Genomic DNA, 21,520 nt, shown 5'->3' on the forward strand with positions numbered 1-21,520 from the left:
GCTTATCGCAAAGGGGCAGGCGCGGGGCAAGCCGCCTTGCCGCGCCCCGGCCATGGCCCTACCCTGACGCCCATGGGAATCGCGGATCAGATCGGTGCGGATTGGGAGGCGGCTTTGGCCGCCCTTGCCTGGCAGGCCGATCTGGGCGTGACCGATGTGCTGATGGAAGGGCCGGTCAACCGCTATGATCTGGCCGAGGCAGCACCCAAGGTGCAGATACCCCGGCCCGCAGCGCCCGCCCGCAATGACCCTGCACGGGGCGAAGCTGCAAGGCCCCAGCCCGCGCCGCCGACGATAGAGGACAAGCCAGACCCGGTGGCCGCCGCCCGCGCCGCCGCCGCGCGTGCGCCCGATCTGGCCGCGCTGCGCGAGGCGATTGCCGCCTTTGACCATTGCGAGCTGAAAAAGGGCGCCCGCAACACCGTGTTCGCCGACGGCAACCCACGGGCGCGTGTGCTGATCCTAGGTGAGGCACCCGGCCGGGACGAAGACCTTGAAGGCCTGCCCTTCGTGGGCCGCGCCGGGCAGTTGCTGGACCGGATGTTCGCCGCCATCGGCCTGTCGCGCCAATCCCCCGACAGTGAGGCGGCACTTTACATCACCAATGTCATGCCGTGGCGCCCCCCGGCAAACCGTGACCCGGAGCCGGCAGAGATTGCCATGATGCAGCCCTTTGTCGAGCGGCACATCGCGCTGGTTGATCCGCAGGTCATTGTTGTCATGGGCAACACGCCTCTGCTGGCCCTGACCGGGGCGAAGGGCATTCTGAAGGCGCGGGGAAACTGGTCGCAGGCGCTGGGAAAACCGCTGCTGCCGATGACGCACCCCGCCTATCTGCTGCGCACGCCCCTGGCCAAGCGTGACGCCTGGGCCGACCTGCTGGCGCTGAAGGCGCGGCTGGATGGGGCGTGACGCCGGGTCGGTGATGGTGCGTGGGGTGAGTGGTGCGTGCAAAGCGCCCACCCTATGGGCCAACAGCGCCGCGGTTTCATCCTTTGGGTAGGGTGCGTGCTTTGCACGCACTATTGCAGGTCACGGCGCGGGGCAGCCCGCAATCTCGACCGCCCGGCCTTCGCCCAGAACCGTCACCGTTACCCCCTTACGATCCAGCGCAAAGGCCCCGCCGCCCGGGGGCACCATATCGGCAGATGAGACCAGCAACGCCCCCTGCCGCTCGGTATCGGCCTCGGACACCCAGACGCTGCGGTCACCATTCTCGATCACCACCACCTCTTCCGGCCCACGCTTGGGCAGGTCGATCCGCGCGGTAAGGCGCAGCCCATCGGCGATGGGTGCCACGGTGCAAGAGATTGCCTTCAGCCCTGCATCGGCGCCCCGGCGCGGCTGATCGGCAAGGGCGGCGCGAATGGCCGCATCGGGTTTGCCCGCAGCCGGCAACTGCCCGGAAAAGCTCAGCTCTGCAGGCATGCAGATGTCATTGCACACCCCCAGATCAACCCGCAGCCGCACGGTCACCGGGCGCGAGGGGTCTTTCGGCGTGATCTCGACCGGCAGGACAAGCGCGTCGTGATAGCCCACAGTCTGCAACCCGTTCGAATGAAACACCGACGGGCTGGGCCAGTGAAACCGCACCGCCTTGATGTTGTCCGACCCCGACCAGTCGAATTCGGGCGGAATCCCCGCCTCACCCGGCGCGCGCCAATAGGTTTTCCAGCCCGGCGACAGGCGCAGATCCATCGCAGCCATCTGATTGCCGTTCTCCATCCGCCAGCCGGGCAACAACCGACCAGACAGCACATCATCCTGGCTGAAGGCGTGGACAGGCGTTGCAAGCAACGCGGTCAGGGCAAGAACCGTTTTCATCATGCCCTGCACCATAGGCAAAGCCTGCCGCCATGGAAATCAACTTTGGGCGATGGGCGCTTGAGCATCGCCGCCCAAGCGCCCATCCTTATCCTATGGGGGGCGATTCGATGGACCTGACCGGAAAGCTGCTGATTGCCATGCCAGCCTTGGGCGATCCGCGTTTTGAAAAAAGCGTGATCCTGATCTGCGCCCATACGGATGAGGGCGCGATGGGTCTGATCGTCAACAAGTCGATCCCCGACCTGTCGCTGTCAAACCTGCTGGAGCATCTGGAGATTCCCCGCGCCGAAGAGGGCCGCGAGATTCGCATCCGCTATGGCGGTCCGGTCGAACGCGGGCGCGGTTTTGTGCTGCATTCGCGCGATTATCGCGGGGGCGAGACGACGATGAAAATCCCCGGCGGCTACGGCATGACCGCCACGCTGGACGTGCTGGAAGCGCTGGCGCGGGGCGAAGGGCCCCATCGCGCGCTGCTGGCCTTGGGTTATTCCGGCTGGGGCCCGGGCCAGTTGGAAGATGAGATTGCCCGCAACGACTGGCTGACCGCCGAGGCCGAACCTGCGCTGATCTTTGCCGAGGATGATCCGGCGAAATGGGGGGCTGCGCTGAAAACCATGGGCATCGACCCCATCACCCTTTCGGCCACGGCCGGTCGCGCCTAGACTAAAGTTCCTTCGAAGGAACTTGGTTATGGCCTTGGGTGGTCGTCCCAATCCTTGGTCAGAATCCGGTTCGCGTCACCCTGCGGGTCGTCAAACTGCCGCGTCTTCATTGCCCAGAAGAACGCCACCAGCCCGATGCCGCCCAGAAACAGCGAAACCGGAATCAGGATCGACAGGATTTCCATTACGTCAGCCTCATCACTTGAGCCGTAGCGCGTTGATCGAAACGGTGATTGACGACAGCGACATCGCCAGCGCCGCCGCAAGCGGCGTGGCCGATCCGATCAGCGCCAAGGGCACCGCGATCACATTATACCCCGCCGACAGCGCGAAATTCTCGATAATCCGCCGCCGTGCCTGTTTGCTGATCCGGGTGGCATCGGCGATGGGGGCCATGTCTTGCCCCAACAGCACGATATCCGAAGCCGTCCGCGCCGCATCCAGCGCCGTGGCGGGCGAGATCGAGACATGCGCCGCCGCCAGTGCCGCCGTATCATTCAGCCCGTCGCCCACCATCAGAACCCGAGCGCCCCTGTCGGTCAGGTCACGCACCAGCGCCGCCTTTTCCGCAGGCAGCGCACCGCTGGCCCAGTCGGCAATACCCAACCGCTGCGCAAGGGCTGCCACCGCGCCCTCGGTATCGCCCGAAATCAGTCGGATGTGTTTACCTTGCACGGTCAAGGCCGCAACCGCCGCTTCGGCACCGGGGCGCAGGCGGTCGGTAAAGGTGAAGGCGCGGGCCTTGCCCTCGCCGGTGCAAAGATAAGTGGCGGTCATCACCGCCTCTTCCGCCTCGCACCACGAGGCGCGGCCAAGGCGGACGGTCTGGCCCTTCCAGCGCCCTTCGATGCCGTAGCCCGGCACCTCACGCAGATCCTCCACCCTTGCGGGCGCAATACCTGCCGCACGCGCGGCTTGCGCCAGCGCCACGGCCAGCGGGTGCGATGATGCCCCCGCCAGCGCCGCCGCCACCTCGACCGCCTGACGCGGATGATCGGCCAGATTGGTCGCCTCTGGCGTGCCCATGGTGAGGGTGCCAGTCTTGTCGAAGACCACCGTATCCACGTCGGCCAGCCGCTCCAGCGCGGTGCCGTGCTTGATCAGCAGGCCCTTGCGGAACAGCTTGCCGCTGGCAGAGGTCACCACGGCAGGCACGGCCAGCCCCAGCGCACAAGGGCAGGTGATGATCAGCGTGGCGGCAGAGATGTTGATGGCAAAGCGCACATCGCCACCGGTTTTCCACATCCAAAAGGCAAAGGCGGAAAAGGACAGGGTATGGACCAGCGGCGAATAAAGCCGCGCCGCCCGCTCGGCCAGCGTGGTGTATTTCGTGCGTGCGCTTTCTGCCACCGCAACCAGATCGGCCATGCGGTGCAGGCTGGAATCGCGCCCCGCCGCCGTTACCCGCAGCGTCAGGGGGCCGGTCAGGTTGACCTCTCCGGCAGAAACCACCATGCCCGGCCCGGCAAAGACCGGCAGGCTTTCGCCCGTCAGCAGCGAACGGTCCAGTTCTGACGCGCCCTCGGTTACCACGCCATCCACTGGCATCCGCCCGCCGGGACGCACCAGCACTAGATCGCCCACCGCCACCTCGGCAATCGGGCGCACCACCTCTGCCCCATCCACCAACACCGTCGCGCGCGGCACCTCCAAAGCGGCCAGTTCCTCGGCCGCCGACCGGGCCACAGCGCGGGTTTTCTGGTCCAGATAGCGGCCCAGCAGCAGGAAAAAGCACAACATAACGGCGGCATCGAAATAGGCATGGCTGCCGGATTCGAAGGTTTCAAAGATCGAGATCGAGGTGGCCAGAACCAGCGCCAGCGAGATCGGGAAATCCATGTTCACCCGGCGGGCGCGCAGCCCCATCCAGGCCGATTTGAAAAAGGGCTGGCCGGAAAACAGCACCGTCGGCAAGGCAATCGCCCCGGAAATCCAATGGAACAGATCGCGTGTCGGCCCCTCGGCCCCCGACCAGACGGCGACCGACAGCAGCATGATGTTCATCATGGAAAAGAACGCCACGCCCAGCCGCATCAGAATGTCGCGTGCCTGTTTGTCAGCCTCGGTCGCGGTCAGAAGGCCGGGGTCCAGCTCATGCGCCTCATACCCCACGCCTTTCAGCACCTCGATCAGATCAGCAGCGGTGACATGCGCCTCCGCATCCACCGCGACGCGCTTCAGGGTCAGATTGACCCGCGCGCCCTGCACCCCCGGCACCGCCTGCACCGCGTTTTCCACCGTGGAAATGCAGGCCGCGCAATGCGCTGTCGGCAAAGAGAGCATCAGCCGCGCATGGTGATGCTGCGCCAGTTGCGCCAGCCGTTCAGCCGAAGGGGCCGCCACACAGGCAGGGCAGGCCGAGGCGGCGGGCACAAAGTCGGCGGGTTCCGGCTGGGCGGTCATGGCTTTACCCCTCGACCATCAGGTCGATGCGGCGACGATAGAGCGTGCCATCCTGCGCCACGGCCTCGACATGCAGCATCCATTTGCCGGGGGCCAACGGCACCTTGGCCACATAAACCCCGGCCTCATGCGCGAAATCGGGGTATAGGTCATCCTTGGCTTCGGTCGGGCGCCCCACCAGAACCTTGAGCGATTGCACCTGAACCGGCTGGCCTGCGCTGTCGGTAAAGGTCAGCAGCAGCTCCTTTCCCGCCTCGTCGTAATCTTCAGTCAGTCGCCAGCCCAGCGCCTTTTGCGCCGCCATTTCCTTGTCCCAGGTCTGCGAGGCGACGTAAGAGTTTTCCACCTCCAGCCCCGGAAAGGTGCTGACCGCCTTGACGGCCAGAACCGTATTCACCGCGATGATCACGCCGAAAAAGGCCACGGTGATCGCCAGAACATGCTTGCCGGTCAGTTCGGTCATCTCAGTTCGCCTTTCCGTTGAACACGGTGTCTTTGTGAACCCTGTCGCGCCCCGGCACGGCAGCCGTGCCATCGACAGCGCCCAGATCCTGCACCCACAGCCGAATTTCGCTGCGGTCGGCTGTGGCCCCGATTGTGCCAGCGGGCGCGGTGATGAACAAGCGCTGGGTGCTGGTCTCGTTGGCTGGAACCCGGACCTTCAGGCTGTCCTCGCCCTCCAGCGACAGAACGAACGTCTCGCCCCGGTCAGTGGTGGCCGAGAAGGCGAACCAGTGGTCCTGCCCGTATTTGTTACGCAGCCGCAGATCATAGCTGTTGCGAATGGACCCATCCGACAACACGACAAATTCAGGGTTCCTGACGGGCGTGATGTTCACGTCGATGGGAGAGCGCAGGAACAGCGCAACCACCAGCCCGACGCCCACCGACGCCCACAACGCGGTGTAAAGCACGGTGCGGGCGCGGAACACATGCTTCCACACCGATTTCGGCGGTTGGCCCGCACGCTCGCGCGTCTCATCCGTCAGGGCAAGATAGCTGATCAGCCCGCGCGGCTTGCCCACCTTGTCCATCATCTCGTCACAGGCGTCGATGCACAGACCGCAGGTGATGCAGGCCAGTTGCTGGCCGTTTCGGATGTCGATTCCCATCGGGCAGACATTCACGCAAGCCATGCAGTCGATGCAGTCGCCGTTGCCCGCGACGCCCGGTTTGCCACGCGGCTCTCCGCGCCATTCGCGGTAGCCGATGGTCAGGGTGTCTTCGTCCATCATCGCGGCCTGAATCCGCGGCCAGGGGCAGGCATAGATGCAGATCTGTTCGCGCGCGAACCCGCCAAAGGCAAAGGTCGTCGCGGTCAGAATGAACATGGTGGTATAGGCGATGGGGTGGGCGTTCCCCGTCACCAGATCGCGCGCCAGTGTCGGCGCATCGGTGAAATAGAAAATCCAGGCCCCGCCGGTGGCCAGCCCGATCAGCAACCACAGCGTCCATTTGATCGCACTTTTGCGGATCTTTTCGGCGTCCCATTTCTGGCGGAACAGGCGGATGCGGGCGTTGCGGTCGCCTTCGACCCAGCGCTCGACCAGAATGTAAAGATCGGTCCACACCGTCTGCGGGCAGGCATAGCCGCACCAGACCCGACCGGCCGCGCTGGTGAACAGGAACAGCCCAAGCCCCGCCATGATCAGCAGGCCCGCGACGAAATAGAATTCCTGCGGCCAGATCTCGATCATGAAGAAAAAGAACCGCCGGTTCGCCAGATCCAGCAGCACCGCCTGATCGGGCAGCGCAGGCCCCCGGTCCCAGCGCAGCCAGGGCGTGATGTAATAAACCCCCAGCATGGCCGCCATCAGCCACCATTTCAGCGTGCGAAAGTTGCCCTTCACTCGCTTGGGGAAAATCGGCTCACGCGCGACATAAAGGCTGGGTGGGTTGGTATCTGGCGTGCTCACAGGGCTTGCTCCGGCCGTTTGGCTGTTCCGGTCCTGCACCCTATCGGCGCCTGACCGTCTGGTCGCATTGACCTGCATCAATCTCTTATCCGCAAGATAACATTTCGATGCGGCATGGCGGCGCGGGCAGGATAGCAAACAAAAAGGCCCGACCAAAGCCGGGCCGTGAAAAGTGGCGCCGACGCCCCCAGGAAACGCGCGAACAGGATGGGGCGTCGGTGCCGGGCCGCGATCTGCATCGCAGCGTGGGGATAGAAATGCACAATCCGCCCGCCCGCACTTTGACCTGAATCAAACGGGGCGAAATTCGCGGGTTTCCTGAAGAATCCAGCGGGAAAAGGCGCGCGCTTCGGGGCGCTGTGGGCCGGGGCGGCGCACGAGCCAATAGCCCTTGCCATTGTCAATCTGGTGCAGCAGGCGCAACCGCCCAGCCTCCAGATCGCCCTGCACCAGCAGGCGCGAGATGATGGCGATGCCCTGCCCCATGCGTGCCGCCTCGATCATCAGATTGCCGGGCAGCGACACCATGCCGCCCCCCTCAACGGTCAGGCCATGGCTGCCGAACAGGGCACAGCGGTCATCGGTGCCCGGCTCATGGATCCAGGGCAGATGGGTCAGCGCCGCAAGATCGCCCTGGCCCACGCCCTCAACCAGATGCGGAGCGGCCACGATGGCCAAGGGCGTCGGCATCAAAAGTTGCACTTCGACGCCCGTCCACTGACCAAGGCCATAGCGGATCGCAAGGTCGATCCCGCCAGAGGTCAGGGCGCGCAGCTCTGTCGCCGGGTCCAGCATCAGGCTGATTTCGGGGTGCAGCGCGCGAAACCCGGTCAGGCGGGGCAACAACCAGGCGCCTGCGAAACTGGGCGAGGTGGTGATCTGCAAGGGCCGCCCGGCGTCGGCCCCGGTCAATTCGGCAATGGTGCGCGCCATGCCGCCAAAGCCCGCGCGCAAGGAATCGGCCAGCCGCGCACCATCCGCCGTCAGACGTGGCGGCGCGGTACTGCGATCCACCAGCGTCAGGCCCAGATACCCCTCCAGCGCGCGGACTTGCTGGCTGATCGCGGCATGAGAGACGTTCAGCCGCTGGCCAGCAATCGTCATCGACCCGGTATCAGACCAAGCGGCAAAGGCGCGCAGCGCGGCAAGGGGTGGCAGGATCTTCCAGATGTCCATGTAAGCCTGACTTACGGTATGCGAAATAGGTTTCCTGTCAGGATGCGCCAAACTGGCGTAAATTCAAGTGATGAACTTACACGATGCGAGGATGCCATGCTGACCCTTCTTGCCAATGCTTTCCGAATTGCGGCCCGGACAGATGACCGCGACGAACCGCCAACGCCGCGCAATTGGCCCGCGCCGCCCCATTGGCACCTGCCGGGCCGCGACAGGTTCTGAACCGGAAAGACCGGACATGAAAAAGGGGGCCCGAAGGCCCCCTTTCGTCACCCGTCAGGGCAGGATCATTCACCGCCGCCAAGGCTGTGGACATAGGTCGCCACGGCGCGGATTTCGTCTTCCGACAGACGCTCGTTCCAATTGGGCATCACGCCGAACCGCGCATAGGTTACGGTATGGGTGATGGTGTCGCGGTCGCCGCCGTAAAGCCAGATTGCATCCGTCAGGTTCGGCGCGCCTTGCGCACGGTCGCCCTTGCCCTCTGGTCCGTGACAAGCCGCGCAATTGTCGGCAAACAGTTGCGCGCCCGCCGTAGCCTTGGCCGCGTCATGGTCCTGACCCGAGATTTGCAGGACATATTCCACCACATCACCGATCTGTGCCGGTTCCAGCAGTGCATCCACGCCGAATTTCGGCATTTCGGAATAGCGGGCGTCGGCATCGGTGGTGTTGCGGATGCCGTGGGTTACGGTGGTGTGGATGTCATCCACGGTGCCGCCCCACAGCCAGTCATTGTCCAGAAGATTGGGATAGCCCTTGCCCTGAACGCCCGCTGCCCCTGCTCCGTGGCACTGGGCGCAGTTGTTCTTGAAAACCGAGGCCCCGGCCCGCAGCGCATATTGCTTCAACTCGTCATCCTGGGCGATCTGGTCCAGCGGGGCTGCAACCAGTTTGGCCTTGATGGCGGCATTGGCATCGTCAAAGCGCTTGATCTCGGCATCGACATCGGCGCGGGTGTTCTGACCCAGGAAGCCGCGGGTGGCCCCATGGATCAGCGGCCAGGCCGGATAGGCGATGCTGTAGCCGATGGCGAACAGGATCGAGAGGTAGAACACCCAAACCCACCAGCGTGGCATCGGATTGTCGTATTCCTCGATGCCGTCCCAGCTGTGTCCCGTGGTCGGAACCTCTGCCTGAACCTTTTTTACTTGCTTGGCGCACATGACATCACGCCTCCTTCGCGGGCCGCATGGCGGGGGCCTGATCGGCCCCCTCTGCGGCGGGTTGCTTTTCATTGCGGAAGATCGAATTCGCGATGTCGTCGTGAATGGCCCGGCTGCCCGGACGGAAGACCCAGAGGAAAACCCCCACAAAGATCAACGTCAGAAGCAGCAACGCCCAACTGTCGGCGAATTCGCGCAGCAGGCTGTAAAGTTCCATGCTGCCCCCCTTACCGCGACGGATCGGGCGTGTAGGTGGAAAAGTCCACCATCGTGCCCAGCACCTGAAGATAGGCGATCAGCGCATCCATTTCGGTCAGCTCAGGCTGACCGTCAAAGTTTGCAACCGTCACATCCAGATGCTTGAACGCCGCCGCACCGTAACGCTCTTGCAAACCGGCGGTATCGGCATTGGGATCAGCCTGCGCTGCAAAGTCCGCCTTGGCGTTGGCCATCATGTCATCGGTGTAAGGCACACCGACAACACGGTTCGCCCACATCGAATCCGCGATATACTGCCCGTCGATCACATGGCCCGACAGGAAGGCATATTTCGGCATCACCGATTCCGGCACCACCGCCTGCGGGTTGGTCAGGTGATCAACATGCCAGGCGTTCGAATAGCGGTTGCCGACGCGGGCAAGGTCTGGCCCGGTCCGCTTGGACCCCCACTGGAACGGATGGTCATACATCGATTCCGCCGCAAGGCTGTAGTGGCCATAGCGCTCAACCTCGTCGCGCATCGGGCGGATCATCTGGCTGTGGCAGACATAGCAGCCTTCGCGCACATAGATCTCGCGTCCCGCCAGTTCGAGCGGGGTGTAGGGGCGAACCCCTGTCACCTTCTCGATGGTGTTCTGGATGTAGAACAGGGGCACGATCTCTACCAGACCGCCGATGGTCACGACCAGAAAGGACAGGACCAGAAGCAGCGTGGCGTGGGTTTCGATCTTTTTATGTTTGTCGAGAATGGACATCTTTTCCCCCTCACTCCGCCGGAACGAAGTTGTTGGCATTCACCACGGCTTTCACCGGCTGGGCCTTGACGGTCATGTAAAGGTTGTAGGCCATGATCACACCACCGGCGAGGAACATCAGCCCGCCCACAGCCCGCACCACATACATCGGATACTTCGCAGCCACGGTGTCGGCGAAGGCGTTCACGAGGAAGCCGTTGGCATCCACTTCGCGCCACATCAGGCCTTCCATGATGCCCGACACCCACATCGAGGCAGCGTAAAGCACGATCCCGATGGTGGCGAGCCAGAAGTGCCAGGACACCAGTTTCAGCGAATAAAGACCTTCGCGGTTCCACAGGCGCGGCGTCAGGAAATACAGAGCGCCAAAGGTGATCATGCCGTTCCAGCCAAGCGCGCCGGAATGAACGTGACCGATGGTCCAGTCGGTATAGTGCGACAGCGAGTTCACCGCCTTGATCGACATCATCGGGCCTTCAAAGGTGGACATGCCGTAAAAGCCGATCGAGACAACCATCATGCGGATGATCGGGTCAGTGCGCAGCTTGTCCCAGGCACCCGACAGCGTCATCAGGCCGTTGATCATGCCACCCCAGGACGGCATCCACAGCATGACCGAGAACACCATGCCAAGGGTCGAGGCCCAGTCAGGCAGCGCAGTGTAATGCAGGTGGTGGGGACCGGCCCAGATATACAGAAAGATCAGCGCCCAGAAGTGGATGATCGACAGCTTGTAGCTGAACACAGGCCGCTCTGCCTGTTTCGGCACGAAGTAGTACATCATCCCCAGGAAACCGGCCGTCAGGAAAAAGCCCACCGCATTGTGGCCATACCACCATTGCGTCATGGCATCCTGCACCCCGCCCGTGACCTGAACCGAGGTCGAAGAAAAGATCGAGACCGGGATCGCCAGATTGTTCACCACATGCAGCATGGCAATGGTGATGATGAACGACAGGTAGAACCAGTTCGCAACGTAGATGTGGGGTTCCTTGCGCTTCCACAGGGTACCGATGAACACCAGCAGGAATGCAAGCCAGACGACGACGATCCACCAGTCGATGTACCAGACCGTCTCGGCGTATTCCTTGCCCTGGGTGCCGCCCAGCACATAGCTGGTGGCGGCCAGAACGATCATCAACTGCCAGCCCCAGAACACGAACCACGCCAGGTTCCCGCCCCAAAGCCGCGCCGCCGAGGTGCGCTGAACCACATAAAATGCCGACATGATCAGCGCGTTGCCCCCAAAGGCAAAGATCACCGCCGAGGTGTGCAGCGGCCGCAGGCGACCAAAGTTCAGAATTCCCTCGACCCCCGAAATGTTCAGCGAGGGAAAGGCCAGTTGCGAGGCGATGACCACACCGACCAGAAACCCGACGATCCCCCAAAAGGTCGTCGCGATCACCCCGGCGCGGATCACGCTGTCAAGATATTCGTTCTGAGGGTGAACAGCCGACTCGCCCACATGCCGCAACTGCCACACAAAGGTGATGGCAGCAGCAAGCATGACGACGATGGCATTCACCATATAAGGCAGATCGTGCGCATAGTTGGCCGCGATAGCGGCAAGAACCGCCACCGCGCCCAGCACGATCAGTTTTATGTAATCCCACATTTTGCGTCCCTTCGTCTGTGCGCCCCGGTCTTGCGCGCGGGAATCAACCACGCACCCGCCGGGAACTTTGACAGGCCGCTTGTCGCAAATGTGCGCGAACCGGGCCTTGATCCATGTCAACGCAATAGTGATCTCGGCTTGATCAAGGTCAATGCGCCAATTCGTAACACGGGCAAGACTTCAATCAGGAAATCAGCCGCAAGGGAGACCCTCCTCATGGCCTACAAATCACTTCTCACCGTCCTGAACTTCGTGGCAGACGTGCCCGGCACCATTGCTGCCGCCTCTCGTCTTGCCCGCTCTCAGGATGCCCACCTGGACATTCTGGTTCTGGGCATCGACCGCACCCAGCTTGGCTATACCTATATAGGATCGGGTGCCGAACTGATGCAGATCGCCATCGAGCGCGCCGAAGAGGATGCCCGCACCATCGAAGCTGCCGTGACCGAGGCGTTGAAAGCCGAGCCCGAAGACCTGCGCTATAGCGTCGAGGCGGCGGTCACCCAGATCGGCGCGCTGACCGATCTGGTAGCCCAGCGCGCGCGCTTTGCCGATTTGGTTGTGCTGGCACGCCCCTACGGTGCAGGCAAGGGGGCCGATTCCGAAGCTGTGGTCGAGGCTGCATTGTTCGAAGGCCGGGTTCCGGTGATCGTGCTGCCGACCCAAGGCTTGCCCGAAAACCCGGTGCCGCGCCGTATTGTGCTGGCCTGGAACCAGGGGGCCGAGGCGATGGCTGCGGCCCGCGCCGCCCTGCCTTTCCTGAAATCGGCCGACAAGGTTGACATCACCGTGGTCGATCCGCCCCAGCACGGCCCGGAACGGTCAGACCCCGGCGGTCATCTGTGCCAGATGCTGGTGCGCCATGGGGCCAAGGCCGAGGTCAGCGTGCTGGCCAAATCGCTGCCCAAAGTATCCGAAGTGATCGCCCGCCACGTCGCTGACATCGACGCCGATCTTCTGGTCATGGGTGCCTATGGCCATTCGCGCTTCCGCGAGGCGATTCTGGGTGGGGCCACCCGCGCCATGCTGGAACAGGCGCAAGTGCCTGTGCTGCTGGCCCGCTAGACCGGCATTTCCACCACCCGCCTGCCAAGGCCCCCCTCCACATTGTGGGGAGGGGCACAGTAACGGGAAGCCAAAATCCGTACATAAAAAAAGGCGCGGAGGTTTCCGCGCCTTTTTGATACCTTGGGCAACCCGCCTTAGCGGTGGTCATCCTCGTCGTCGTCATGCCCGCCTTGCGGCAAGTTGAAGAAGCTTTCGGCATTTGAAAAGTCCGAAGGGCCGCGCTTGTCTTCTTCCTCGTCGTCGCCAAAGACTTCCAGTCCGTTCGGCACCCGCGCATCGGGTGCCATGCCCAGCGACTGCTCGGTCGAGACCAGTTTGCGCCGCTCGTCATCGGTCATTACCACGCCATCGGCGGCCCGCTTGCGCACGGCAGCCTGAACGGCGGTGTCAAGTTCCGACTGCTTGCACAGACCCAGCGCAACCGGATCGACCGGGGCAATATTGTTGATGTTCCAGTGGGTTCGCTCGCGGATCGCAAGAATCGTCGGCTTGGTGGTGCCCACCAGCTTGCCAATCGCGCCATCGCTCAGTTCCGGGTGGAACTTGACCAGCCACAGAATGGCGGCCGGGCGATCCTGACGCTTGGACAGCGGCGTATAACGCGGGCCACGGCGCTTTTCCTCACCCACAGCCGCCGCGTTGTATTTCAACTTCAGCTTGTAAAGCGGGTCTTTTTCACCCCGGTCAATCTCGATCTGGTCAAGCTGGTTGTTGGCGATGGGGTCAAACCCCTTTACCCCGCCTGCCACATCGCCATCGGCGATGCCTTGCACTTCCAGTTCGTGCATGCCGCAGAATTCGGCGACCTGACGAAAGGTCAGCGTCGTATTGTCCACCAGCCAGACGGCGGTCGCGCGGGCCATGAGAGGCTTGTTCATCTCTCGCTCCTTACAGCTTTGTCCCACCACGCGGGTGGACCTTTACAAATCTCTCCCAAGCCGGGAAAACGGCGGCAGGTTTTCAGGCCCGCGAATTCCACGTTTTCAGGGAGTTCAGCCGTGGCCATAGCGCGAAATGCAGCAAAGGGAAAGTGGAAATGCGCAGACTGGCCCTTGCCCTCGCAGCCTTTTGCTTCGCCGCCCCTGCCTGGGCCGAGGGTGAACGGGCGGGCGATTTCGACTATTATGTGATGTCGCTGTCCTGGTCATCAAACTGGTGCGCGCTGACCGGCGATGCGCGGGGTGATCCGCAATGCCAGACTGGGCGCGGGCTGACCTGGGTGCTGCACGGGCTTTGGCCGCAAAAGGAGCAGGGCTGGCCCAGCTATTGCCGCACCGCCCAGCGCGACCCGACCCGCGCCGAGACGGCAGCAATGGCCGATATCATGGGCGGTTCGGGCCTTGCCTTCTATCAGTGGAAAAAACACGGCCGCTGCGCAGGCCAGTCGGCGCCCGATTTCTACAAGACTGCCCGCGCCGCGCATGACAGCATCACCCTGCCGCCGGTTTTTGCCCGAATCCGCAAAGACATGACCTTGCCCGCCTCGGTCATCGAGGATGCGTTCCTTGAGGCGAACCCCGGCCTTACACGCGACGAAATCACCGTGACCTGCGACCAGGGCATGATCCAAGAGGTCCGCATCTGCCTGACCAAAGACCTGTCCCCCCGCGCTTGCGCCCCCGACAGCGCGCGCGATTGTCGGATGAAGGACGCCGAACTGGACGCCGTGCGCTGACCGCAACCGCCGGGGGTTTCACACCCCCGCACCCCCCGAGGATATTTCCAGAAGGGGAAGGGAAAGAGCGACGCTTTCACCTTCCCCTTCTGGAAATATCCTCGGGGGGTGCGGGGGGCGAAGCGCCCCCGCTGCCGACAGGTCCGCCCTTACACCGTATGCAGGTAAAGGTCGAAGTCTACTTCGCTGACCGTGCGCATGACGCGGGCATATTCGGCGGCCTTCACTGCGGTGAACGTACGGTGCATCTCTTCGCCCAGCGCCTCTTTCAGAAAAGTCGATCCGGTGGCGGCCTTGATGGCCGAGCGCCAATCGTCGGGCATCACGATATCCGTCACCGCATCATAGCCGTTTCCCGTCACCTCGGGGCCGGGGTCGATGCGATGTTTCAGCCCGTGGCGGATGCCTGCCAGCACGGTGGCCGCGACCAGATAGGGGTTGGCGTCCACGCCTGCCGGGCGGTGTTCCACCCGCCGGGCGCGGATGTCGCCCGCCGGGATGCGCAGCGCGACCGAGCGGTTGTTGACGCCCCAGGTGGGCGAGACCGGTGCATAGCTTTGGCTGGCAAAGCGACGCCAGCTGTTGGCGTGGGGGGCGAAGACCAGCATTGATTCGCCCATGGTCTGCCGCAACCCACCGATGGCATGGCGGATGGTGTCGCTCCACTGGCCCTCAACCGCCTCCATGAACACATTGGTGCCCTTGGCGTCTTGCAGCGAGACATGGAAGTGCATGCCCGACCCGGCGTAATCCTCATTCGGTTTGGCCATGAAGCAGGCGGTGCGGCCATGCAGCCGCGCGTGCATTCTGACCAGCCGCTTCAGCCGCATCAGGTCATCCGCTGCCTGCATGACGTTTTCGCGGTAATGCAGGGTCAGTTCGTACTGGCCCGGCGCGAATTCGGAAATCAGCGTTTCCGCCTTGATGCCCGCCGCCTTGGCCCCTTCATAGATGTCATTGAACAGCGGCAACATGCCGTGAAGCTGATCGACCGAATAGACATCGGTTTTTGAGTTGCGCCGCCCGTCCAGCACATCGCGCGCCGGGATCATCTTGCCGTTCGCGTCGCGCTCATTCTCAAGCAAAAAAAACTCCAGCTCAAACGCCCCTGCCGGAAACAGCCCTTCGCTTGCCAGCGCATCGACCTGCCGCTGTAAGGCGTGGCGCGGGTCAGAGGTCATCTGGCTGCCATCGAGGTTGTAAAGCGACATGAACACCTCGCCGCGCGGCGGGGTGGTTCCGGCCAGCGGCACCAGCGTACCGGGAATGGGCCAGGCGCGGCGGTCGCCGTCGCCCTCATCCCATATCAGCCCGGTCTCATGCACATCCTCACCGCAGATATCGAGGCCGAGGATCGAGATCGGCATGTGCCGCCCGCCCTTGTAAATCGACAGCAGTTCATGGCGGCGGATGATCTTGCCGCGCCCGATGCCGTTCGAATCGTGCAGGATGATGTCGAAGGCTTCGATCTCGGGATGGGCGGCGAGGAAGGCTTCGGCTTCGGCGACGGTGGAGCCGGAGGGGCTGTTAGCTTGTGTCATGGTTTTCTCAGGCGAAAAGTTCGGTGATGGCGGTATCGAAGGCGGCGATCAGGCGGTCCACTTGCGCCTTTTTGGTCTTGGGGCTGATCAGCATCATGTTGTGGAAGGGTGCGATCAGACAGCCTTGGTTCAACAGCGCAGTATGCAGCGCGGCCTCAACCTGCGGCTGGTGGGCAAGGCCCGCCTCGGCGCCATTCCTCAGCGGGCCGGGCGCACAGATGAACTCCACCCGCGCGCCAACGCGCACCACATGCCACGGTGCCTTGACCCGGCCGATCACCTTGCGCAGGCCATGCGACAGGCGCTCGGCCAGTTTCTCCATATGGGCATAGGCCGGGGCGGTCATCACCTGCGACAGGTTGGCCTTCAGACAGGCGAATTGCATCGGGTTCGCCGACAAGGTGGTGCCCATGCCGGAATGGCCGGGCGCGCGATTAGCATTCGCCTCGGAGTAGCGGGCAGCCAGTTCCTCGGTCATGCCCCAGACGGCGGTGGGCATGCCGCCCGCCACGCATTTGCCGACCACGAACATATCAGGGGTCAGCGAATGCACGCGGGTATAGCCGCCCAGACCGCTGGAAATCGTATGCGTCTCATCCATGATCAGCAGCGCGCCATGGCGGCGTGACAGGGTGCGCAACCCGTCGTGGAACCCGGCATCGGGCAGCACCATGCAGGAATTGGTCATCACCGGCTCGGTCAGGATGGCGGCGACATCGCCCTTGGACAGTGCGGCCTCGACCGCAGCCAGATCATTGAACTCCACACAGACCGCGCCAAGGGTCAGATCCGCCACCTGCCCCATCAGGCCCTGTCGATTGCGGGTTTTACCCCCGTCAAGTTCCACCATCGCGTCATCAACCGTGCCATGATAGCAACCGTTGAACACAAGGATCTTGGGCCGCCCCGTCACCGCCCGCGCCACGCGAATGGCAAAGCGGTTGGCATCGGTGGCGGTGGTGGCGATCTGCCAGCGCATCGGACCGAAGGTCTCGGACAAGAGCCGCCCGGCCTCCAACGCATCTTCGGTGGGCAGCATATAGGTCAGGCCGCGGCGGGCCTGATGGCGGATCGCCTTGGCCACGGGGGCAGGCGAATGGCCAAACATGCTGCCGGTATCGCCAAGGCAGAAATCATCGATTCTGTGGCCGTCAATATCCTCGATCACTGCACCATGAGCCTTGGCAACCAACGGCAAATGCGGCATCGGCCAGTCTTTCATCCAGTGCAGCGGCACACCATCCAGAAACACGTTTGCCCCGGCCTCCAACGCGTGTTTCGCCTTTGGCCGCGCCTTGGCATAGCGTTTCGCTTCACGCTTGGCGAAAGACTCAAGCCGTGCAACGGGAATTCCGGCTATCACTTCAGCAGTCATCGGGGCAGTCTTGGGGGCAGTCATGGGGGCCTCCGCTGTGGTTCGATTCCTTATGGCGAATAATTTGATCAAAATAAAGTCCCGCATGGCGTGACAGAATTGCTGCTGGCATTGACGCCCCCCCCCGGCTAAAACCCGCGCCACGAACCCCAGAGGATTCCGATGAGCGACCTGATCCGCCCGCAGCCGGGTATCATGGACATTGCCTTGTATGAGGGCGGCAAGGCCGCCGTCGCAGGCGTGGCCAATGCCGTGAAGCTGTCGTCAAACGAAAACCCCTTCGGCCCGTCCGACAAGGCCAAGGACGCTTTCGCGCGCTCGGTTCATGCGCTGCACCGTTACCCCTCGACCGACCACACCCCGCTGCGCGAGGCGATCGGAGAGGTGCATGGGCTGGAGCCTGCCCGCATCATCTGCGGTGTCGGTTCGGATGAGATCATCACCTTTCTGTGCCAGGCCTATGCCGGGCCGAAGGAAGAGGTGGTCTTCACCGAACACGGGTTCCTGATGTACCGCATCAGCGCCATGGCGGTGGGTGCCACCCCGGTCGAGGTGCCAGAGCGCGATCGCACGACGGATGTGGATGCCATTCTCAAGGCCTGCAACCGCCGCACGCGTCTGGTGTTTCTGGCCAACCCAAATAACCCGACCGGCACGATGATTTCGACGGCCGAGGTGGAACGGCTGGCCGACAGCCTGCCGCCGCAGGCGATTCTGGTTCTGGACGGGGCTTATGCCGAATATGTCGAAGGGTTCGACGGCGGGGCCTCGGTGGTATCGGCGCGCGAGAACGTGGTGATGACGCGCACCTTTTCCAAAATCTATGGTCTGGGGGGTTTGCGCATCGGCTGGGCCTATGGGCCAAAGGCGATCATCGATGTGCTGAACCGCATTCGCGGGCCGTTTAACCTGTCGAACACCCAGCTTGATACCGCCGAGGCCGCCGTGCGCGACCAAGATTACGTCAACAAATGCCGGGCCGACAATGCCCGCATGCGCGTATGGCTGGCCGAGGCGCTGGCGGCTTTGGGCGTTCCGTCTGATACCTCCATGGCCAACTTCATCCTCGCCCGCTTTGCCAGCGTGGAAGAGGCTGAGGCTTGCGATGCCTATCTGCAACAACAGGGCCTGATCGTGCGCCGAGTGGCCAGCTACAAGCTGCCCAACTGCCTGCGCATCACCGTGGGGGATGAGGCGTCGTGCCGGCGCGTGGCCCATGCCATCGGACAGTTCAAGGGCATGAAATGACGGTGATCTACCAGCGCGTCGCCCTGATCGGGCTGGGGCTTATCGCCTCGTCCATGGCCCATGCCATGCGCGAAAACGGGCTGGCGGGCGAGATTGTCGGCCATGCGAAATCGCCCGAAACCCGCGCGACGGCGCTGGAAATCGGCCTGTGCGACCGGGTTTTCGATACTGCGGCAGCGGCGGTGCAGGGCGCTGATCTGGTGGTACTGGCCGTGCCGGTGGGAGCGATGGATGCCATTGCCGCCGAGATTGGCCCGCATTTGGCCGCCGGCTGCACGGTGACAGATGTCGGCTCCGTCAAGCAGGCCGTGATCGAGGCGGTGGCTCCGCATTTGCCCGAAGGCGTGGCCTTCGTGCCCGGCCATCCCCTTGCCGGAACCGAACATTCCGGCCCCCGGTCGGGCTTTGCCAGCCTGTTTGTCAACCGCTGGTGCTTGCTGACACCGATTGAGCAGTCCTCGCCAGAGGCTACGGCGCACCTGCGTGCCCTTTGGGAGGGCATGGGCGCCAAAGTGGATGAGATGGACCCCGCCCACCACGACCTTGTGCTGGCCGTCGTTTCGCACACCCCGCATCTGATCGCCTATACCATGGTGGGCGTGGCCGATCACCTGCGCCGGGTATCAAACTCCGAAGTCATCCAGTATTCCGCCTCTGGCTTTCGTGATTTCACCCGCATTGCTGCCAGTGATCCGACGATGTGGCGCGACGTGTTCCTGACCAACAAGGATGCCGTGCTGGATATTCTCGGCCGCTTTACCGAGGAGCTTTTTGTCCTCCAGCGCGCTATCCGCATGGGCGACGGGCAGCAGTTGTTCGATTATTTCACCCGCACCCGCGCCATTCGCCGTGGCATCATCGAAGCCGGGCAAGACACCGCTGCCCCCGATTTCGGCCGCGTGGCGCCCCCGGCCAAACCGGGCGAATGATGCGGGCCGGGGCCGCCCGCACTCTTTGTCTATTGGCCGCGCTGGCGGCCCTGCCGGTCCGGGCCGACGCCCCCGCGACCTCGCTTATGCCCAAGCCACGCCCTGCGACGGCAACGGTGGCTGAGGTGGCTGAGGTGATGGCAACACCACCGCAACCCGAACCCTTGGTGCCGCTGGCCACTTTGCGCGCCGGATTGCGCCCCAGACCCCGGCCTGCCGCACTGGCCCAACCTGCCGCACTGGCCCAGTCCGCACCGCAACCCGAAGCCTTGCTGCCATTAGCCACGATGCAAAGCTCGATGCGGCCCCGGCCACGCCCCGAAAACCTTGGCCAACTGCCTGCGCCCGAGGTGGAGCTGGCCGCCGCACCGATGCCGGACCCCATGCCCGAGTCCCGCAGCAGCAAGCGCAAGCGCAAAAAGGCGCAAGGCGGCGCGATCTGTGGTGACCCAGACATCATCGGTGAAAAGCTGGCGCCCATCTCGTCCAAGGTGCAGGGCTGCGGGGTCGAGGAACCGATCCGTGTAACAGCTGTCGCAGGCATCCGCCTGTCGCAACCTGCCACCATCAACTGCCAGACCGCCGTCGCGCTCCACCGCTGGATCGAGGGTGGTCTGCGCCCCGCCATGCGCGGGCGCAAGGTGGTCGAATTGCAGATCGCGGCCAGCTACATCTGTCGCCCCCGCAACAATGTGAAGGGCAACAAGATCAGCGAACATGGCCGGGGCAACGCCATAGACATCGCCGGCTTCACCTTCAGCGACGGGTCAAGCTGGACCGTGCTGAACGATTACAACGCCCAGATCCGCCGCGCCCACAAAGCCGCCTGCGGCATCTTTGGCACCACGCTTGGCCCCGGATCGGACGGGTTCCACGAAAATCATCTGCATTTCGACACGGCGCATTACAGCTATGGTGCCTACTGTCGCTAATCCAACTGCGGCGCAGGCCCCAACGGGAACGGCCCCAGCGACAGCCGCCCGTTCGCTGCCCGCAATGGCAGGTTCAAGACATCGGGGTCCGGCCCGGCCTTGGCCAGCGTTTCCAGCCCGTTAGACAGCACATCCGCCTGATCCTGTGTCAGCGCGCCCATCGCCACGATCACCTTCATCGCGCGGCGCCAGTCGGTGATGGTCAAAGCAATTTCGCCCTCGGCCAGACCTGTCGCATCGGGCACCAGCTTGCCCACCGCCTTCACCGTCAGCGGGCCCCAGTCAAGGCTCAGGTCCTTCAGGTCCAGCCCCGACAGGCGTGGATGGGTCTGCCCCGCGAAACGGTCAATCGGGGCGGTCAGCGTGGCATAGGCATCCAGATGCAGGCGCGGAATGACGGCGGGCAAGCCCGGATCGGCCAGCGCCCGCACAAAGGCCGGATCGGGCGATACCTCTTCGACCGTCAGGCCAAGACGATGCGTGTTGGCCATGCTGGGGTCTTCCTCGGTCGCGGCAACCACCTTGGCCGCCGCCAGCGTCCAGCCTGCGGTCGATGTCAGCTTGACCCCCTGTCCATCCGCCCGGATGCGGTTCAGCCCCAGCGCCGTGCCAGGATGCAGTTCCAGCGACCCCATCATGTCCGTGCCGTCCAGCGTGACTGACTGGCCCGGCAGATCCAGCACCTGCCCGCCCGGCAGCGCCGCAATCAGGTGCCAGGGCTTCCACGACATCGAGAAAACCTGCACCTCGGGCGCGCGCCATCCTGCCCCCGTCACAGGGTTGGCCAGGTGCAGGCCCGTCACCGTCAGGTCAATCCGGTTGGGAAAGCCCGCCACCCGAAGCCCGGCCTTTTCAGCCACCATGCCACTGGCGGTCTGGTCGGTGAACCACCCTTCGACCCCGCGCTGCACAGCGGTGCTGGCCACGAACCAGAATCCCCCCCACAGCGCCGCAACAACAACCACAATCCAGGTCAGGGCACGCATGTCCGGGGCTTCCTTTCGCTTCCCCGC

21 protein-coding genes are annotated in these 21,520 nt (G+C 63.6%); 7 read left to right on the forward strand and 14 right to left on the reverse strand.

The annotated features are described in order from the left end of the window. Window positions 1–72: 72 nt before the first annotated feature. The gene (locus JI744_RS12225; RefSeq protein WP_202661318.1) at window positions 73–912 is read left to right on the forward strand and encodes a uracil-DNA glycosylase; all 840 of its coding nucleotides are present in this window, start codon (window positions 73–75) and stop codon (window positions 910–912) included. 120 nt (window positions 913–1,032) lie between these two features. Here the strand turns inward: JI744_RS12225 and JI744_RS12230 are convergent, their stop codons facing one another. Continuing rightward, the gene (locus tag JI744_RS12230) at window positions 1,033–1,827 is read right to left on the reverse strand and encodes a protein-disulfide reductase DsbD domain-containing protein (protein WP_236019411.1); all 795 of its coding nucleotides are present in this window, start codon (window positions 1,825–1,827) and stop codon (window positions 1,033–1,035) included. A 107-nt stretch (window positions 1,828–1,934) separates the two neighbouring features. Here JI744_RS12230 and JI744_RS12235 point away from each other — a divergent pair, with 107 nt between their 5' ends. Beyond that, complete coding sequence (locus JI744_RS12235; RefSeq protein ID WP_202661322.1) at window positions 1,935–2,489, forward strand: YqgE/AlgH family protein; 555 nt, start codon at window positions 1,935–1,937, stop codon at window positions 2,487–2,489. 26 nt (window positions 2,490–2,515) lie between these two features. Here JI744_RS12235 and ccoS read toward each other — a convergent pair whose 3' ends face one another. From ccoS to ccoN, 9 genes are all read right to left on the reverse strand, one after another. After that, window positions 2,516–2,674 (reverse strand): cbb3-type cytochrome oxidase assembly protein CcoS, encoded by a 159-nt coding sequence (gene ccoS / locus JI744_RS12240; protein WP_202661330.1) that lies wholly within the window; start codon window positions 2,672–2,674, stop codon window positions 2,516–2,518. 13 nt (window positions 2,675–2,687) lie between these two features. Beyond that, window positions 2,688–4,892 carry a heavy metal translocating P-type ATPase gene (locus JI744_RS12245; RefSeq protein WP_202661333.1) on the reverse strand — a complete coding sequence of 735 codons (2,205 nt, stop codon included), beginning with the start codon at window positions 4,890–4,892 and terminating at the stop codon, window positions 2,688–2,690. Window positions 4,893–4,896: 4 nt separating this feature from the next. Then, the gene (locus JI744_RS12250; protein WP_202661335.1) at window positions 4,897–5,355 is read right to left on the reverse strand and encodes a FixH family protein; all 459 of its coding nucleotides are present in this window, start codon (window positions 5,353–5,355) and stop codon (window positions 4,897–4,899) included. 1 nt (window position 5,356) lies between these two features. After that, window positions 5,357–6,808, reverse strand: a complete 1,452-nt coding sequence (gene ccoG / locus JI744_RS12255) for a cytochrome c oxidase accessory protein CcoG (protein ID WP_202661337.1) — start codon at window positions 6,806–6,808, stop codon at window positions 5,357–5,359. Between the two features lie 291 nt (window positions 6,809–7,099). Beyond that, on the reverse strand, window positions 7,100–7,984 hold the full coding sequence (locus tag JI744_RS12260; protein WP_202661339.1) for a LysR family transcriptional regulator: 885 nt from the start codon (window positions 7,982–7,984) through the stop codon (window positions 7,100–7,102). Window positions 7,985–8,271: 287 nt separating this feature from the next. After that, entirely contained in the window at window positions 8,272–9,150 is an 879-nt protein-coding gene (gene ccoP, locus JI744_RS12265) for a cytochrome-c oxidase, cbb3-type subunit III (protein WP_202661340.1), read from the reverse strand. 4 nt (window positions 9,151–9,154) lie between these two features. Next, entirely contained in the window at window positions 9,155–9,367 is a 213-nt protein-coding gene (locus JI744_RS12270) for a cbb3-type cytochrome c oxidase subunit 3 (RefSeq protein WP_202661342.1), read from the reverse strand. A gap of 10 nt (window positions 9,368–9,377) precedes the next feature. Continuing rightward, window positions 9,378–10,124, reverse strand: a complete 747-nt coding sequence (gene ccoO, locus JI744_RS12275) for a cytochrome-c oxidase, cbb3-type subunit II (protein WP_202661344.1) — start codon at window positions 10,122–10,124, stop codon at window positions 9,378–9,380. A gap of 10 nt (window positions 10,125–10,134) precedes the next feature. Further along, complete coding sequence (ccoN, locus tag JI744_RS12280; protein ID WP_202661346.1) at window positions 10,135–11,739, reverse strand: cytochrome-c oxidase, cbb3-type subunit I; 1,605 nt, start codon at window positions 11,737–11,739, stop codon at window positions 10,135–10,137. Window positions 11,740–11,955: 216 nt separating this feature from the next. Between ccoN and JI744_RS12285 the strand changes: the two genes are divergently transcribed. Continuing rightward, entirely contained in the window at window positions 11,956–12,804 is an 849-nt protein-coding gene (locus JI744_RS12285) for a universal stress protein (RefSeq protein ID WP_202661348.1), read from the forward strand. A 137-nt stretch (window positions 12,805–12,941) separates the two neighbouring features. Here the strand turns inward: JI744_RS12285 and JI744_RS12290 are convergent, their stop codons facing one another. Next, the gene (locus JI744_RS12290; protein WP_202661350.1) at window positions 12,942–13,685 is read right to left on the reverse strand and encodes a DUF1013 domain-containing protein; all 744 of its coding nucleotides are present in this window, start codon (window positions 13,683–13,685) and stop codon (window positions 12,942–12,944) included. Between the two features lie 158 nt (window positions 13,686–13,843). On the opposite strand from JI744_RS12290, the gene JI744_RS12295 reads away from it, so the two are divergent. Further along, on the forward strand, window positions 13,844–14,482 hold the full coding sequence (locus tag JI744_RS12295) for a ribonuclease T2 family protein (protein WP_202661352.1): 639 nt from the start codon (window positions 13,844–13,846) through the stop codon (window positions 14,480–14,482). A 149-nt stretch (window positions 14,483–14,631) separates the two neighbouring features. Here JI744_RS12295 and JI744_RS12300 read toward each other — a convergent pair whose 3' ends face one another. After that, window positions 14,632–16,023: a glutamine synthetase family protein gene (locus JI744_RS12300; RefSeq protein WP_202661354.1), complete on the reverse strand. Its 1,392-nt coding sequence runs from the start codon at window positions 16,021–16,023 to the stop codon at window positions 14,632–14,634. 7 nt (window positions 16,024–16,030) lie between these two features. After that, complete coding sequence (locus JI744_RS12305) at window positions 16,031–17,422, reverse strand: aspartate aminotransferase family protein (protein ID WP_407927590.1); 1,392 nt, start codon at window positions 17,420–17,422, stop codon at window positions 16,031–16,033. Between the two features lie 138 nt (window positions 17,423–17,560). On the opposite strand from JI744_RS12305, the gene hisC reads away from it, so the two are divergent. Genes hisC through JI744_RS12320 form a run of 3 tightly spaced genes read left to right on the forward strand, consistent with a single transcriptional unit; the run spans window position 17,561 to window position 20,507 of the window. Next, on the forward strand, window positions 17,561–18,646 hold the full coding sequence (gene hisC, locus JI744_RS12310) for a histidinol-phosphate transaminase (RefSeq protein ID WP_202661356.1): 1,086 nt from the start codon (window positions 17,561–17,563) through the stop codon (window positions 18,644–18,646). Continuing rightward, the gene (locus JI744_RS12315; protein ID WP_202661358.1) at window positions 18,643–19,575 is read left to right on the forward strand and encodes a prephenate/arogenate dehydrogenase family protein; all 933 of its coding nucleotides are present in this window, start codon (window positions 18,643–18,645) and stop codon (window positions 19,573–19,575) included. The genes hisC and JI744_RS12315 overlap by 4 nt, the downstream gene beginning before the upstream one ends. After that, window positions 19,572–20,507 carry an extensin-like domain-containing protein gene (locus JI744_RS12320; protein WP_236019413.1) on the forward strand — a complete coding sequence of 312 codons (936 nt, stop codon included), beginning with the start codon at window positions 19,572–19,574 and terminating at the stop codon, window positions 20,505–20,507. Before JI744_RS12315 ends, JI744_RS12320 begins: the two co-directional genes overlap by 4 nt. Here JI744_RS12320 and JI744_RS12325 read toward each other — a convergent pair. After that, window positions 20,504–21,493: a DUF2125 domain-containing protein gene (locus tag JI744_RS12325; protein ID WP_202661360.1), complete on the reverse strand. Its 990-nt coding sequence runs from the start codon at window positions 21,491–21,493 to the stop codon at window positions 20,504–20,506. The two genes, JI744_RS12320 and JI744_RS12325, sit on opposite strands and share 4 nt — an antisense overlap. Window positions 21,494–21,520: the final 27 nt, after the last annotated feature.

This window comes from Fuscibacter oryzae (assembly GCF_016765795.1).
Classification (GTDB): domain Bacteria; phylum Pseudomonadota; class Alphaproteobacteria; order Rhodobacterales; family Rhodobacteraceae; genus Fuscibacter; species Fuscibacter oryzae.